12 protein-coding genes and 1 pseudogene are annotated in these 16,100 nt (G+C 60.4%); 7 read left to right on the top strand and 6 right to left on the bottom strand.

Annotated features, from left to right (window positions below):
- Positions 1–150 precede the first annotated feature (150 nt).
- Positions 151–4,215, bottom strand: coding sequence for a pullulanase-type alpha-1,6-glucosidase (gene pulA, locus G5287_RS09120; protein ID WP_421231192.1), 4,065 nt, complete (start codon positions 4,213–4,215; stop codon positions 151–153).
- A 262-nt stretch (positions 4,216–4,477) separates the two neighbouring features.
- Here pulA and G5287_RS09115 point away from each other — a divergent pair, with 262 nt between their 5' ends.
- Positions 4,478–4,891 carry a hypothetical protein gene (locus G5287_RS09115; protein ID WP_216952830.1) on the top strand — a complete coding sequence of 138 codons (414 nt, stop codon included), beginning with the start codon at positions 4,478–4,480 and terminating at the stop codon, positions 4,889–4,891.
- Positions 4,892–5,033: 142 nt separating this feature from the next.
- On the opposite strand, the gene G5287_RS09110 is transcribed toward G5287_RS09115, so the two are convergent.
- Together G5287_RS09110 and zntB are read right to left on the bottom strand one after the other, a co-directional pair.
- On the bottom strand, positions 5,034–5,546 hold the full coding sequence (locus tag G5287_RS09110; protein WP_005335914.1) for a mechanosensitive ion channel domain-containing protein: 513 nt from the start codon (positions 5,544–5,546) through the stop codon (positions 5,034–5,036).
- Between the two features lie 13 nt (positions 5,547–5,559).
- Complete coding sequence (zntB, locus tag G5287_RS09105) at positions 5,560–6,525, bottom strand: zinc transporter ZntB (protein ID WP_005341467.1); 966 nt, start codon at positions 6,523–6,525, stop codon at positions 5,560–5,562.
- A gap of 140 nt (positions 6,526–6,665) precedes the next feature.
- Between zntB and G5287_RS09100 the strand changes: the two genes are divergently transcribed.
- Together G5287_RS09100 and G5287_RS09095 are read left to right on the top strand one after the other, a co-directional pair.
- Positions 6,666–7,115 (top strand): YaiI/YqxD family protein, encoded by a 450-nt coding sequence (locus tag G5287_RS09100; RefSeq protein ID WP_421231191.1) that lies wholly within the window; start codon positions 6,666–6,668, stop codon positions 7,113–7,115.
- A gap of 125 nt (positions 7,116–7,240) precedes the next feature.
- Positions 7,241–7,741, top strand: coding sequence for a metal-dependent hydrolase (locus G5287_RS09095; protein ID WP_421231212.1), 501 nt, complete (start codon positions 7,241–7,243; stop codon positions 7,739–7,741).
- Between the two features lie 64 nt (positions 7,742–7,805).
- Here the strand turns inward: G5287_RS09095 and G5287_RS09090 are convergent, their stop codons facing one another.
- Positions 7,806–9,011 (bottom strand): NupC/NupG family nucleoside CNT transporter, encoded by a 1,206-nt coding sequence (locus G5287_RS09090; protein WP_421231190.1) that lies wholly within the window; start codon positions 9,009–9,011, stop codon positions 7,806–7,808.
- Between the two features lie 545 nt (positions 9,012–9,556).
- Between G5287_RS09090 and dbpA the strand changes: the two genes are divergently transcribed.
- Positions 9,557–10,936: an ATP-dependent RNA helicase DbpA gene (dbpA, locus tag G5287_RS09085; RefSeq protein WP_421172272.1), complete on the top strand. Its 1,380-nt coding sequence runs from the start codon at positions 9,557–9,559 to the stop codon at positions 10,934–10,936.
- 89 nt (positions 10,937–11,025) lie between these two features.
- A complete protein-coding gene (locus G5287_RS09080; protein WP_005363120.1) occupies positions 11,026–11,316 on the top strand; it encodes a YkgJ family cysteine cluster protein in 291 nt (96 codons plus the stop codon).
- 172 nt (positions 11,317–11,488) lie between these two features.
- Here G5287_RS09080 and G5287_RS09075 read toward each other — a convergent pair whose 3' ends face one another.
- Positions 11,489–11,896, bottom strand: coding sequence for a hypothetical protein (locus tag G5287_RS09075; protein WP_337073192.1), 408 nt, complete (start codon positions 11,894–11,896; stop codon positions 11,489–11,491).
- Positions 11,897–12,164: 268 nt separating this feature from the next.
- Here G5287_RS09075 and G5287_RS09070 point away from each other — a divergent pair.
- Positions 12,165–13,558 (top strand): annotated as a pseudogene (locus G5287_RS09070) (PepSY-associated TM helix domain-containing protein).
- Between the two features lie 75 nt (positions 13,559–13,633).
- Here G5287_RS09070 and G5287_RS09065 read toward each other — a convergent pair.
- On the bottom strand, positions 13,634–14,539 hold the full coding sequence (locus G5287_RS09065) for a 1,4-dihydroxy-2-naphthoate polyprenyltransferase (RefSeq protein ID WP_216980055.1): 906 nt from the start codon (positions 14,537–14,539) through the stop codon (positions 13,634–13,636).
- Positions 14,540–14,747: 208 nt separating this feature from the next.
- Between G5287_RS09065 and G5287_RS09060 the strand changes: the two genes are divergently transcribed.
- Positions 14,748–16,070: an isochorismate synthase gene (locus G5287_RS09060; RefSeq protein WP_374996365.1), complete on the top strand. Its 1,323-nt coding sequence runs from the start codon at positions 14,748–14,750 to the stop codon at positions 16,068–16,070.
- Positions 16,071–16,100: the final 30 nt, after the last annotated feature.

The raw sequence follows: 16,100 nt of genomic DNA, 5'->3' as shown, positions 1-16,100 counted from the left end.
TCTCATTTTTCTCACGGTTCCCCGTAAAAGAAAAAGCGCGCCTGCCGGTCGGCAGTCGCGCTTTGCTTACTCTCTCGGAGTTATCCCACCCTTGGCGAGGTGGAATTCAACCCGGGGGCGCCGAGCCATCCCCCGGACTCAATGGCTTGCTTACTTGACGCTGCACTCCTGAATGACGGCTGTGCCCGCCTTAACGCCAGCCGGGTCAACCTTCACCAGCACACTCCACAGCCCCTGCGGCAAGGTGATGCTGTTATTGGCACTGCCCCCCTTGGAGAAGGCGAACGAATAGCCGGTTTCAGCGTTCACCGCGCCGCCACCGTTGAGCAGGTACTCCTTGCTCCAGTCCTCGTTGGCCACCTTGAACTCGGTGCTGCCGGCGTAGTTGAACGCCGCCTGATAGATGGCGAGATCGCCGTCCATCCCCTTGTAGCTCAGCTGGTACTGAGGTTGGGCTCCCCAGCCGGAGAGCTCACCCTTGACGAAGAGGTTGTAGCCAAGCGGATTGCCCGCCACCGTATCCAGCACCTTGCAGCTCTGCACAGGCTCGGTGAAGCTGACGCTCAGGGTCGGTTTGTCCTTGTTCATGGCGGTAAAGACAAACTTGTAGCTGCCTGCTTTGGCCAGATCGACACCGATATTGCCGGTTTCTCCCCCCTTGCAAAGGGTCAGCGGAGTGCCAACCACCAGCTTGTCACCGGCGTTGCAGCTGCCGTAGTTGACCGGCCCCCAGCTGGCGTCAGCGATCTTGACGTTGGTGGTACCCAGCTTGTCGGTGCTCACCTCGGTAGTGAACTCGTACATAAAGTTGCCGCTGAAGGTCATCTGGTTGGTGTTGCCCCACTCATCGAGGAACCCCTTCAGATAAACATCGGTGTTGCCAAACGGTGGCAGGGTGCTCAGGTCGGTCTTCTTGCTGACCGGCAGGCCCGCACCCTGTGCACCAGACTGCGGCTTGACGAACACGGCGGCAGACCAGGCCCCCAGCGTCAGCTGGCCGTTATCATAGGCGGCGCCGCTGGCGATGCTGTCGACTGCGCGATGCTTGCTGCTTAGCACCATACCGCTCAGATCGATCGGCTGATCGTTACCGTCACGGAAGTCGCCGATGCTCTGGCTCTGGTTGCTGGCGTTGATCATCACCACCAGACCGTCGATGGCCGGATCCAGATCCGCTCCGGCACTGACGCCATCATCCACCGTCATGACGATAAGGCCCGGCACCTGATCCGGGCCGGTATTGCGGAAGTCGACCCGCTTGATCACCTCGGCGCCACTGCCCAGACGCAGCAGGCGGGATGAGTTGCGCAGCTCCGCCAGCTCCTGATAGAAGCTCACCATCTGCGCCATCTCGGCCGAGCCCGGCTTGGCATGCTTGCCGAGCACCTGCTCGATCAGCGGATAGTTGTCGCCATCCTTGTCCTTGCGCGGCAATCCCTTGTCGAAGTTGTTGTCGCCCAGGGTGTAGTCGACCTTGTTGTACCAGTCGCCCGAGTCATAGCTGTCCCGCTCCATGGATTTGGAACGCAGCAGCTCGACACCGGCGTGGGTGAAGGGAATGCCCTGACCCAGCATGGCAGTCGCTAGCGAGACCCCCTGCATCCGCACCAGATCGGCTCCGGCAGGCGCCTTGTAGATCAGGTTGTCGAACAGGGTCTGGTTGTCGTGCTTGTCGACATAGTTCTGCACTTCCACCGGATCCTGGGCATAACCGGCAGGCTGACCGTTGTAGTCGATCTCGGCGCCTTTCTTCGGCATGCCATCCTTGTCGGTCAGCACGAACTCCTTGAGGTTGCCCGCCATGCCGAGCCGCACCAGATCGGACTGGTGCAAGGCCGTCGCCAGATCCACCTTGCTCATTTCGTTAGGATCGACGAAGGCACCGTTGCCAAAGCCCTGGGTCTTGCGAATGGTATCGCCACCGTCGAACGGACTGCCGCCGCGCACCGCATCGCGCAAGCGATCGGAGAAGGAGCCGATACCGGTACCGCCCAGATGCTTCTGGGTAGCCTGCACGAAGCGCTTGTCATCCTGCACTTCGCCGAAGTTCCACCCCTCGCCGTAGAAGTACATCTCGGGATTGACCTTCTTCACCGCGGCCAGCGCCTGCACCATCTGATCTTTCGGATGGTGGCCCATCAGGTCGAAGCGGAAGGCGTCGATCTTGTAGTCGCGCGCCCAGGTGACCAGGGAGTCATCCATCAGCTTGGCAAACATGGCGTGTTCCGGCGCCGTGTTGGAGCAGCAAGTGGAGTTCTCCACCGAGCCGGTCTCCGGATTGAGGCGCTGATAGTACCAAGGCACTATCTTGTCGAGCACCGACTTGGGGCCGAGCCCGGATTCGTTGGTATGGTTGTAGACCACATCCATCACCACGTTCATGCCGATGTTCTGCTTGATGGCCTTGACCATCTCGCGGAACTCCAGAATACGTTTGGTGCCCTCGGCGTTGGTGGCGTAGGAGCCTTCCGGCGTGGTGTAGTGGTAGGGATCATAACCCCAGTTGAAGGAGTCGACGCCGCGCAGGTAACCGGATAGCTCCTGCACCTGCGGATTATCCTTGCTGTCGCCCCCTTGCAGATCGGCCAGCACATCTCCCACGGTCTGGCCGCCACCGCAATAGCCACCAAATTTGGATGTTTTCACATCCGGATTGACCTGACAGAGCTTGCTGAAGTCATCGCCGAGATTGGCCACCTTGGCCGGATCCTCGTTGACGGTGGCGATATCGAACACCGGCAGCAGGTGCAAGTGGCTGACGCCGCTCTTTGCCAGCGCTTTCAGATGGTTGACCGGTACAGAGTCGGGCTGGGTCAGACCGACAAACTTGCCGCGATTCTCTTCATCGGTGGAGGCATCGTTGCCGGTCAGGTCACGAACATGGGCCTCATAAATAGTGATGTCGGCGGGGTTCTGCTGGCTGTGGGGCGCCTTGAGGCTGTCCCACCCTTCCGGTTTCAGGGCCGGGTCGTCGAGATCCACGACCTGACTGAACTCGGAGTTCATCGCGAGGCTCAGGGAGTAGGGATCGGTCACCTCGTAGTGCTCAACCTTGCGGCTCAGCGGATGGTAGACCTCCATATCGTAGCGATAGAACTGGCCGATCAGCTCGCTGCCCCCTTCATAACTCCAGCTGCCGCTGGCGCTGTCAAAGGTCATCGCTACCTCGCCACTCTTCTGGTGGCTGGCGTTGTAGAGGGCCAGCTTGACCGACTTGGCGGTCGGCGCCCAGAGACGGAAGGTCACCCGATTGCCCTCTACCACGGCGCCATAGCTCAGCTTGGTCGCCTCGGGAGCATAGAGCGCATCGAGGGCGCCGGCGCTCTGCACCAGGGTGGCTCCTTGCAGGATACCGTCGGCATCGGTGCCGATAGCCACCAGCTCACCCTTGAGCAGGGGCTTGAGATCTTTCCCGGCAGGCAGGGCAAAGGCGGCCGCATCCTTGAGGTGCGGATATTTGGCCTGCTGCTCGGCAGTCAGGCTGGTCGCGGTCAGGCTGATATAGGGGAAATCGAACACCCCATCGGCATTGGCCTTGATGGTGCCCGAGTCGGTGTAATAGAGGCGAACGTGGGGCTTGTCCTTGCCCCCTTGCCAAATCAGGGTATTGCCATCGATCAAATGAGCGCTGGCCCCCGCCACGCCAAAGGCGGCGGTAAAGGCTTCGGCACGGCTGCCAAACAGATCTTTCTTGCCCGCGACAATGGCCACGGTGCGATCCGGGTGCTCACTGAAGATCACCTTCATATCGCTGCCGGTCAGGTTGGCCAGATCGCCGTTGCGGGCGATAAAGTTGATGCACCCTTCCACCTTGTTGAGCGGAACGACCCAGGCCGGACCAAAGCTGTCGGCGGTGGCCGGTGTCTTGCTCTTGTCATCCCACCCGGTATTCAGGCCGCTATCTGCCGTTGCCTTGCAGGCGTCGTTGTTCCAAAGGTGCAGGCTGTAGCTGTCAAACGGTGCCTTGGCGCCTTTGGCTGCCGACTGGGTATCCACCAGTGCAATGACCACCTGATTGTCGCCGGCAACCAGCAACTCTTTCGGGGGATCCATCTTGGGCAGACGAGCGACAGGCCCATCGGTGACTTCAGGTGTAGGCGGTGTAGGGGGGACGGGGTTCACACCGGAGGCATCAGAGCTGTTGTCATTACAGCCAGACAAAAGCGCGAGCAGTGAGGCTGTTACCAGCGCCACTTTGGTCTTTTTCATATCCATATTTTTATAATTCCCGCTGTAGTTAGTCTCGATAGTCGAGCACCCGGTCATTGCCAGGCGGTGCCATATTAATCAGCGGCAATCGATTCAAATGTGAGCGAGAGGGCAAAAAAACCATCCAGTTTCAACAAGATAACGTTTTCAGACTGAAACTTCGATCCGGCTCACAGACCTCGCGGCCATTTGGCCTCATATCTGGAAAACGGCAGTCACGGGGTCAGAAAAGCAATGTCTGATCAAGTGGATACACAAGGAGTAAGCAATGAAACGGATTGAAGAGCAGGCAAGACGACTCGATCAGGAGTATCAGGCGATCGGGCAGCTGTTCGACCAGTTCTGCCAGCAGGCTGGCGCCCTGGCCGAACAGTATCACTTCTTCAACTGGCCCGATTATGAAGACTCACCCCCGCTGAGCCGCGCCTTTACCCTGCTGGGGGAACCCCGCGAACTGCGGCTGCGCTGTCAGCCCGGTGAGCGCTCCGCCCTCAATGGCCTGATCCAGGTGGTCTCGGAGGATGGCACCATAGATGCCAGCCTCGGATTTCGCGCCGATGGCCAGTTGCTGCTGGAGTCCGGCAAACTGCTGGACAACCCGCCCGGACTGCTGCTCAAGTTGCTGCTCGGCGCAATCTGGCAACACAAGCCGCAGGCCGATCTCTCACAACAGGAGATCTAGCTGCGGAGCCAACTGTTGAGTCGTTCTGGCTATTGTGGCCGCAGCACGCATCCACAATAGTCTGTGTCCAATGAAGGCGTGGTGGATTTACACCAGAGCATCACTCCTCGCTACGCCCAGCCCCCCGGCAGCAAATGTCCTGCTACTCCGGTTGCAACGGCTCCACCACCTTGCCCTCCAGCTTTCTGACCGGCTTTTGCAGGATCAGGTTGGCCGGATAGGTGACCAGATCGCCGTTGTCATCACGCACCCGCACGTAGAACAAGCCAATCTCGGTGATGACGCCGGTGACCGAATCATCTTTGTCGAGGATGCGGATCCGGTCGCCAATCTTGTAGGGGAAGGCGAAGAAGATGGTGATGCTGGCGGTGATGTTGGAGAGGATCGACCACTGGGCGACCATGGCGACCCCCAATACTGCAAAGAAGGAGGACGCGAGCACCACCAGTCGGGAGAAGTCGAGCCCCCAAACCCCGGCCAGCACCAGCAAGGTGGCACAGCCGAGCAGGAAGTGGAACACATGGGCCACGTAGAGCACCCGGTTCTCGCTCACCTGCCGACTCTGACCGAGCGCCAGCAGACTCTTGTGAATAAGCCGCCGGATCAGGGTATGCCCCAGCAACAGCAGCAGGGTCAGACCAATGGATTGCCACATGGGTTATGCCTCCTTACCACCAGCGCCGATGCTTGAGCCAGATAGCCAGCCCGCTTGCCAGCGCCACCAGCGAACCACAGAAGACCCAGAAAGCGGTCGGATTCTCGGCCCCGGGAATGCCCCCCAGGTTGATGCCAAACAGACCGGTCAGGAAACTGGCCGGCAAAAAGAGCAGTGCCATCACCGACATCTGGTAGGCGCGGCGGTTGGTCGCCTCTGCCATCAGATTGTTGATCTCGTCTGCCAGCACAGCGGTGCGCGCCACTCCGGCATCGAGGTCATCGAGCCAGCGCCGCAGCCGGTCGGCGATATCGAGCAGACGGCGGCGATCATCCTCATCCAGCCAGCTGATCTTCTCGTTGGCCAGCCGCGCCACCAGATCCCGCTGGGGGGAGAGGTAGCGGCGGATCATGATGAGCTGCTTGCGGATCAGCGCCAAGCGGCCATTGGCGGGCATGTCGCGCATCAGCACCATCTCCTCCAGATCGAGGATCTTGTCGTGCAGCTCCTCGACAAACTCCCCCGCCCGATCGGTCAGGGCATCACAAATCTCCACCAGCCAGTCGGCCGGGGTATCGGCGCCGCCGCCCAGCTTGAGCTGGTTGAAGACATCCTGTTCGGAGAGCAGCGGACGACGACGGCTGCTGATGATGAGATCCGGGGTGATGAAGATGCGCAGCGCCACCATCTCTTCGGGCCTGTGATCCTTGTTGTGGTTGATGCCGCGCAGGATCAGCAGCACCGTCTCCCCCATCCGCACCAGCTTGGGACGATTGCTCTGGCCGAGCAGCGACTCCCTGGCCGCCTCGCTGAGCAAGGGGGTCTGCAACAGCCAGCGCGCCGAATCGGGATTGCCGTAATCCAGATGCAGCCAGCCGGGATGTGCCGCCGGGACTTCACTTCCCGCCGTCAGCGGCGCCATGCCACCCTTGCCATCCAGGGTCAGGGCATAAATCACTTCACCGGGCACCCGATCCATCTCGTCTCCTTCTCGTTTCATGTGCTGGCCCCAGCTTACACCAAAGGTTGGGCCGACTCAGCCCCGCGCCGGGAAGGGAGGCCTGTGTTAACATGGCCGCTCTCGTTTTTTTATCCGCTTTCACTACAGGAAAACATGCCATGCCCATCTGGGTTGATGCCGATGCCTGCCCCATTCCGGTCAAGGAGATCCTCTACCGCGCCACCCACCGCGCCCAGATCGTCACCACCCTGGTGGCCAATCAGGGATTGCGGGTGCCCCCCTCGCCCTTCATCAAAACCCAGCAGGTGGAAAAGGGATTCGATGTGGCAGATCATGTCATCGCCCAGCAGGTTCAGCCCGGCGATCTGGTGATCACCGGTGATATCCCTCTCGCCTCCTGGGTGATCGATGCCGGTGGCGAGGCACTCAATCCCCGCGGCGAGATCTACACCCGCGAGACCATCAAGGCGCGGCTCGGCATGCGCAACTTTATGGAAGAGCTTCGCTCGGCCGGCGTGCAGACCGGCGGCCCGGCCCCCTTCAATGCCGCTGACAAACAGCGCTTCGCCAACGCCCTCGACAAGTGGCTGGTCAAAGGCAAGCTGTAAAGAGACCCTAAAGGCGCCCAACATGGGCGCTTTTTCGCCGTAACATCCTGATTTTTAAAATAAGAGCTGACCACAACCGTCAGGCTGGTAAGATGCGCCGCCATCTTGTCCACGCCGTAATCATCATGACCGCCCAAGGGCACCTGCTCTTCTCCGTAACCTGCACCCTGATCGCCCACAAACTGCAGCTCACTCCGGCACTGGCCGATGCCAGCCTGTGGCAGACAATCCCTGCCGCGCTGGCCAGCGCCCTGTTGCCCGACCTCGACCACCCCAAATCGGTGCTAGGGCAGCGCCTGCCGTGGATCTCGAAACCTCTGTCGCGGCTGTTCGGCCATCGCGGCTTCACCCACAGTCTGCTGGCGGTCGCCGCTGCTGTCTGGGGGCTGAATCAGAGCCTGCCGCCGGACACCTTGCCCATGGGGGTCAAGGATGCGCTTATCGTCGGCTACCTCAGCCATCTGCTGGGGGACTGGCTCACCCCGGCGGGCATTCCGCTCTTCTGGCCCATCAAGCGCCGTTACCGCCTGCCGGGCTGGTCGCTGCGCAGTGGCGGCGCCATCGAAACCGGCTTTTGCACCTTCACCCTGCTGGTTGCCGGCTGGTGGTGCGGCTGGCGCCTGTAAGCCAGAAATAAAAAAGCCCCTGACGAGGTCAGGGGCTCAAACCGTGGCAGATGCCACTAGAGGATCAGATCATGATGCCTGTGATAACAGCAGAGAGCAGGCTGACCAGAGTTGAACCGTAGACCAGCTTCAGACCGAAGCGGGAAACCATGTTGCCCTTCTCTTCGTTCAGCGCTTTTACCGCACCGGCGATGATGCCGATGGAGCTGAAGTTGGCGAAAGAGACCATGAAGATGGAGAGGATGCCGACGGTACGCGGGGAGAGCTCGGCAGCAATCTTGCCCAGATCCATCATGGCCACGAACTCGTTGGTCACCAGCTTGGTCGCCATGATGGAGCCCGCTTGCAGCGCTTCACCACTCGGGATACCCAGAATCCAGGCGATTGGATAGAAGAGGTAGCCCATGACGTACTGGAAGTTGACACCAAACGCCAGCTCGAACAGGTAGTTGACCAGGGCGATCAGGGCAATAAAGCCCACCAGCATGGCCGCCACGATAACGGCAACGGAAAAACCGGCCATGATGTACTCGCCCAGCATCTCGAAGAAGTTCTCTCTCTTCGGCGTATGGTGCTCGTCGCCCTCGGCCAGCGCCTTGGCATCGGTCACGGTATTGTCCGGCTCGTACGGGTTGATCAGCGACAGCACGACAAAGGTGCTGAACATGTTGAGCACCAGCGCAGCCACCACGTAACGCGGCTCGATCAGCTGCATGTAGGCACCGACGATGGACATGGAGACGGTGGACATCGCCGTCGCCGCCAGGGTGTACATCTGCTTCTCGTTCAGGTGCGGCAGGATGTTCTTGAGCGCGATGAAGTTCTCGGATTGACCGACGATCATGGAGCTGATGGCGTTGAAGGACTCCAGCTTGCCCATGCCGTTGATCTTGGCCAACACGGTACCGATACCGCGGATCACCAGCGGCAACAGGCGGATGTACTGCAGAATACCGATCAACACGGAGATGAAGACGATGGGCATCAACACCATCAGGAAGAAGGTAAATGAACCTTCATTCATCATGCCGCCAAATACAAAGTCGGTTCCCTGCTTGGCAAACTCCATCAGCTTGGTGAAGCCGGCCGCGAAGCCACCCACCACAGCCAGACCCACTTCCGAGTTCAACATGAACCAGGCCAGCGCCAGCTCGACCACCAGCAGTTGGCCGATATAACGCAGCTTGATCTGTCTCCAGTTGTGGCGGTTAGCCAGCAGAGAAAGAGCGAGGACCATCACCAGTCCGAGCACAAAGTGAACGTATTCCATACCTGTAGCACCTGAGTGAATTGTAATTTTCGACCGGCGCCATCATAGACATTTGCACATTTAAAAATCAGAGAGTCATCACAATCCCGTGTAATAATATGCATGCAGGATAATACAAACGTTTTTAAATTAATTACGCAACAACCTGATATTAATCGCACAACTTTGACGACGACAAATTCATTAAAAAAACATGATATTACATAATTAAAATGGCATTTTCATGGCCCTCCAAAATATCTTGATATCATTTTCGCAACATTGTGCTTAATGCCACACTCGCCAATAGAATATTTTTCAACCATTATATTTAAACAACAGAAATGGCAAACGTTTATCCGCAATAAATAATTACACGCATGTTTGAATAATTACCCCGATATCCTTTCACATATTGCTCACAACCAATCTGGCAACAAATACCCCCATAATGTGCCCCCCATGGCCAGCCGTTCAAAAATCCGCCACATCCGGTGCCACATTCTGGTATGATGCGCGGCCTTAGCGCTCGCGCATCCCCGTTTTCTCCGAAATAGAGTCCTTTTGTGAACAACAGCGAATTTAGCAGCCTCAATCTCTCCCCCGCCCTGCAAGAGAACCTCACCAGCCTGGGTTACCTGCAGATGACCCCGATCCAGGCCCAGAGCCTGCCCCTGGTGCTCGATGGCAAAGACCTGATCGCCAAGGCAAAAACCGGCAGCGGCAAGACCGCCGCCTTCGGCCTCGGCCTGCTGGCCAAGCTCAACGTCAACCGCCTCGAAGTGCAGGCGCTGGTGCTCTGCCCGACCCGCGAACTGGCGGATCAGGTGGCCACCGAGATCCGTCGTCTGGCGCGCGCCCTGCCCAACGTCAAGCTGGTGACCCTGTGCGGCGGCACCCCGACCGCACCGCAGTCCGCCACCCTGAGCTTTGGTGCCCACATCGCTGTTGGCACCCCGGGTCGCATTCTCAAACATCTGGAGCAAGGTACGCTGGAGCTCTCCGGCCTCAAGACGCTGGTGCTGGATGAAGCGGATCGCATGCTGGACATGGGCTTTGGCGAAGATATCAACCGGGTCATCAGCTATGCCCCCCAACAGCGTCAGACCCTGCTCTTCTCCGCGACCTATCCGGAAGGGATCGCCCAGATGAGCCGCGGCGTGCAGCGCAATCCGGTCGAGGTGAGCGTGGAGTCCCTGCACGAGGGGAGCGCCATCGAACAGAAGCTCTATGAAGTGCCTGCCGGTCATCGCCTCGACGCCCTCACCTGGCTGCTGAGTCACTACCAGCCCAGCTCCTGCGTGGTGTTCTGCAACACCAAGCGCGCCTGTAACGACGTGGCCGACCATCTGGCCGCCAAGGGCTTCTCGGCGCTGGCGCTGAATGGCGATCTGGAACAGCGCGAGCGGGATCAGGTGCTGGTGCGCTTTGCCAACGGCAGCGCCACCATTCTGGTGGCCACCGATGTGGCGGCCCGCGGCCTCGACATCAAGGAGCTGGGCGCCGTCATCAACTACGAGCTGACCTATGATCCGGAAGTGCACGTGCACCGCATCGGCCGTACCGGTCGTGCCGGCCAGCAGGGTCTGGCCCTGAGCCTCTATCAGCCGAACGAGGCCCAGCGCGTCAACTTTATCGAAGAGTACCAGCAGGCCCCGATGCCGCTGGGTGATCTCGACAGCATCGGCCGCGACATCAAGCCGATCGCCCCGCAGATGGTGACCCTCTCCATCGATGCAGGCCGCAAGACCAAGGTGCGGGCCGGTGACATTCTGGGTGCCCTGACCGGTGAAGGCGGCATTGCCGGCGCCGACGTGGGCAAGATCCAGATCTCCGAGCAGTACTCCTACGTCGCCGTGAAGCGCAGCGTGGCGAGCGCCGCCCTCAAGCGGTTGCAGGAAGGCAAGATCAAGGGTCGCAGCTACCGCGCCCGCAAACTGGGCTAAGGTTTTTTGCAAGCCGTTAGCCAGACCACAGGCGCCTGAGAGGCGCCTGTTTCATATCTCCGATGCCGCCATGCGGCAAGACAGGCACCATGACCCAAGCAATCCAAACCGATGTGAGCTGCCAGAACTGCGAAGCCTGCTGCTGCCGCCTCGAAGTGATGCTCTTTACCGATACCGGCGTGCCGGACCGTTATGTACTGGAACGGGAAGGCGAGATACCGGTCATGCGCCGGCTGGACGATGGCTGGTGCGCCGCCCTCGACCGCAACACCATGATGTGCCGTATCTACGAGGTGCGGCCGCTGATCTGCCGCGAATTCGAAATGGGTGAGCCCGACTGCGTTGACGAACGGGACAAGTGGTTTATCAAGCTGGATTGACCAGGATCCTCGAATGCACTCACCACGATGATGTGCCCCATCCATGTACGAGTACGAGGTGCGACCGCTGATCTGCCGCGAATTCGAAATGGGTGAACCCGACTGCGTTGACGAGCGGGACAAGTGGTTTATCAAGCTGGAGTGAAACCCGTCCAAACGGTGAGCGAGGTGGTCAAGCGTGCGCAGGTTCACAGGGAGCGGTGTTGAGCTGCTCCCCCAGCCACTGGATGGCCGCTGCCTCCTGCTCGAAGTAACGTACCGCCCGAAAGGGCAATCCCGTGAAGATATTATCCGCCAGATAGCGCTTGAAGCCCCCCACGAAGACCACCGCCAGAAACTGACAGCCACTCTCGGCACACCAGCCAAACTGGCGACGAAAACGGGCCAGCACCTCGGGCCCGGCCGCTTCAAACTCGGTCGCGACCTCGACAATCCCCCAGGGGCCATCCATCAATCCGGCCAGTTCGTGACGAAAACGCGCCTCATAGGCCATGGCACCTGCCAGATTGAAAGGGCCACTCGGGCGGCAGATCAGCATCTGGCCCCTGCGCTCCATGTCAAATTGCCCATGTGGCTGCATGACTGCTCCCATTCCGTTACCACCACCATCGCCTGCAAATTGTTACCACAAGGTAATAATTTATAAGGAAAAGTCCAGCAGCAAACAGGCTTTTCCCAAAGCGTGCTCATCCTATCCAGCAAACCGTCGGCACCTCATGTTACCGGCAGCCCGCACTGAATCGATCTCAAGATGTGCGATTGCAGTTAACGAAACGTTACTGCTATTATCCGCGCCGCCACAAACATTCCACCTGCCGAAAGGTTTGGCACCTCAACAAGGATGTGCAATGAAAAACAGGGACTCGAGTCATTACCAACGGATCTGGCGCTGGCACTTCTACGACGGTCTCTTTGTCGCCCCTTTCCTGATCCTGCTGTCACTGACCGGGATCGTCTATCTGTTCAAACCCCAGCTCGACAACCTGATGTACCCAGAGCTGATGGAGGTCGCCCCCGCCAGCCAGACCCTGAGTGCCGACCAGCTGCTGGCCAAGGCGATGATGACCATGCCCGATGCCAACCTGCGTAAATACCTGCCGCCTGCCGCTCCCGACCTGAGCGCTCAGTTCATCGTCAATCAGGGGGAGCGCGAACTGACCCTGTTTATGGATCCCGCCAGCGGCGCCCTGCTCGGCACCATGGACAACAAGTGGAATCTGCAAGCGGTGGCTCGCTCCCTGCACGCCGACCTGCTGCTCGGCACCACGGGGATCGGCTGATCGAACTGGCGGCAGGCTGGGGGCTAGTACTGCTGCTGAGCGGCCTCTACCTCTGGTGGCCACGCAAGGGGCCCGGGGTGGGTGGCATTCTTTGGCCCAGAGTGAACCAGCGCGGACGCCTCTGGTGGCGGGATCTGCACGCAGTGGTCGGCTTCTGGGGCGCTGGTTTCCTGCTGCTGTTGCTGCTGAGCGGCATGACCTGGACCGGTTTCTGGGGCGATCAGTTTGCCGCGGTCTGGAACCGCTTCCCCGCCGCCATGTGGAACGAGGTGCCCAAATCGGCACCGCTGGCTCGCAGCCTCAATCAGGCCCACGAGCAGACCGTCCCCTGGGCGGTGGAGAACACTCCCATGCCCAGCTCGCAGCCTGTTGATGAGGGGCACGATCACGGCGCCATGAACCACGGCGAGCACGAGGGAATGGTGATGGCCAGCCAGCGGATCCCGCTGCAACAGGTGTTGGATATCGCCACTGCCCGGAAGGTGAGTCCGGGGTACAGCATCACCCCGCCGGTCGGCACCACCGGCGTCTACACCATCGCCCTGTTTGCCGACGATCCACGCAACGACGCCACCCTGCATATCGATCAATACAGCGGCAAGGTGCTGGCCGATGTGCGCTGGCAGGATTACGGCACGGTTGCCAAGACGGTGGAGAGCGGCGTCATGCTGCACATGGGCAAGCTCTACGGCTGGCCCCATCAACTGGCCATGCTGACCATCTGCCTGATGGTGCTGGCCAGCGCCGTGAGCGGCCTGTGGATCTGGTGGTGCCGTCGTCCGCAAGGCCGTCTCGCCGCGCCGCCACTGCCCGCCAAACTCCCGCCGATGCGCGGTGCCATCGCCCTGCTGATCCTGCTGGGCATTGCCTTCCCGCTGGTGGGCACCTCCATGGTTGTCATCTGGCTGCTGGATACCCTGCTATTTTCCCGCCGTACGCTCAAAGTGGCGCGCGCCAGCTAAACCCGCCAAAACCAAAAAGGGCTCCCATCTCGGGAGCCCTTTGTATTGTTCGCCTTGGCGAGCTGCGACCAGCTGTCAGGAGAGCGCCAACCCGATGGAGAGTAGCAGGCTGAACAGAAAGGCGCTGATGGCGGTCTTCTTGAGGGCACCGGTCAGCACCTCGCCATCGTAGCTTTCGCGCAAGGTGCGGGCCGCATCGCTGAGCGGCTTCATGGCGGGCAGGAAGATCCACGGCCAGAAACTGGCGGGCTGGATCAGGATAAAGGCGATGGTTGCCAGCAACGCCGCCCCCAGCAGTACCCAGTGATAGGCGATGGCGCGGTTGCGGCCAAGGCGCACCGCCAGGGTGATCTTGCCGCTGGCGGCGTCGGTCTCGATGTCGCGCACATTGTTGATATTGAGCACGGCGGTAGCCAGCAAACCACAGGCGGTGGCTGGCAACAGCAGATCCCACTCCAGACTCTTGGTGAAGAGGTAGTAGGAGCCGAGCACCCCCAGCAAGCCGAAGAAGAGGAACACAGAGATATCGCCAAACCCGCGATAGCCGTAAGGAGTCTTGCCGACGGTGTAGGTCACCGCCGCCACGATGGCCGCGCCACCCAGCACCACAAATGCCAAAATCTGCAGCCACTGGCCGCCGAAGGCGCAGCCGAGCAGCAGCAGGCCACTGGCCACCGCCGCCAGCGCGGTCAGCCCCATCGCCACGCACATCTGCTTTTTGGTGATAAGACCGGAGACCACCGCCCGCTGCGGGCCGATCCGCTCGCCGTTGTCGGCGCCGGAGACCGCATCGCCGTAATCGTTGGCCAGATTGGAGAGGATCTGCAGAAGGATGGCGGTCAGCAGAGAGAGCGCCATGATGGTGCCATCGAAGGCGCCACGACTGGCAGCCAGCCCCGAGCCCAGCAGGATGGAAGAGCAGGCGAGCGGCAATGTTCGCAAACGCGCCGCCAGCAACCAAACAGAGAAGGTATTTGTCATTTTGTGATGGCCAAACAATCGGATATTGATCGTGTTAAGGGTTATCGAACCGGATTTGGGTATACTTGGCCCCGGAGAGTGAAGCTCCCGCGGGCGATTTACATGGACGAATGGGCAGATAATATATAGGAAATCATCGCCCTTTGGCATAAACCTACGGCATCCAGCTACCGGATCGCTCGTTACTACCCGGCTCAGACAAGAATCCATGTTGGCTCAGACCCATATCAAGCAACAACTGGACGCCCTGCGTCACAGCAACGTCAGCGGCTTCGTACGGTTGCGAGTGGCGATCGAAATCCGCTCCTTTCTGGGCTGGCTCGCGGCGCAAACCCTCTATCCCCGCATCTACTGGCAGGCCCGTGGAGAGGCTCGTCCCGAGTATGTCGCGCTGGGCGCCATCCATGAACTGACCGAACCGCACGCCATCAAGCAGGTGTGCACTAACACAGCCAACCAGCATCATGACGACAGCCCTCGCTACTATGGCGGACTGGCGTTCGATCCGGCCCAGTCCGGCTGGCAAGGGTTTGGCCCCTGCCGTTTCGTGCTGCCCCGCATCGAGCTGGTGCGCCGTGGCGAGTGCGTCAGTCTCTGCCTCAACCTTTGGCTGGATGAAAACAATCTCGAGGCCGAACTGCAGGCGGCCGAAGCCGCCCTCGATGCCCTGCGCCCGGAAGCCCCGCTGCCCGCCCTGCAAAAGCAGCCCTGGCAGCGACAGGATTGCCCCGGCCCCGCCCAGTGGCAGACGCTGGTTGAGCGCGTCACTGCCCCCGATTTTCAGGCCCACACCCCCAAGGTGGTGCTGTCGCGGGAGAGCCGGCTGACCAGTCCGAACCATGATGCGGATATCAATCCCTGGGCCATGCTCGACCAGTGGGCCCGCCACGCCCAGGACTGCTTCCACTTCGGTTTTCAATTCTCCCCCGAGCAGGCCTTTATCGCCTGCTCCCCCGAGCGGCTCTACCGCCGGGAAGATCGCCACCTTTTTACCGAGGCGCTGGCGGGCACCATCCGCCGCTCCGGCGATGAAGAGGTGGATGCCCAACTGGCTGCCGAGCTGCTGGCCGACAGCAAGAACCGGCTGGAGAACCGGCTGGTACATGCCGACATCCTCAGCCGTCTGGCGCCACTGACCCACGATGCCACCCTGACCGAGCCGCGCATTCTGAAACTGCGGCTGCTGCAACACCTCAAGTGCGATATCGAAGCCGAGCTCAAGCCCGGGGTCTGCGACTGGCAGTTGCTCGACGCCCTCCACCCGACGCCGGCGGTGGGCGGCGCCCCGCGCGAGGCAGCGCTCGCCTTTATCCGCGAGTTCGAGCCCTACGATCGGGGCTGGTACGCCGGAGCCTGCGGCATGCTGAGTCGGGAGACGTCCGAGTTCTCGGTCGCCATTCGCAGCGCCCGCATTCAGCCGGGCAGCGTCACCCTGTTTGCCGGTGCCGGCATTGTCGCCGGTTCCGAGCCTGTCGCCGAGTGGGCCGAACTCGACAACAAGATCGCCAATGTGCTCTCCCTGCTGGGATAGTCATTCACCCTTTTCACGCTACGAGAGCCC

It is taken from the genome of Aeromonas sp. 603079 (genome assembly GCF_049172135.1).
In the GTDB taxonomy this organism is placed as follows: domain Bacteria; phylum Pseudomonadota; class Gammaproteobacteria; order Enterobacterales; family Aeromonadaceae; genus Aeromonas; species Aeromonas veronii.
This window is presented reverse-complemented; position numbering and strand designations above follow the sequence as displayed.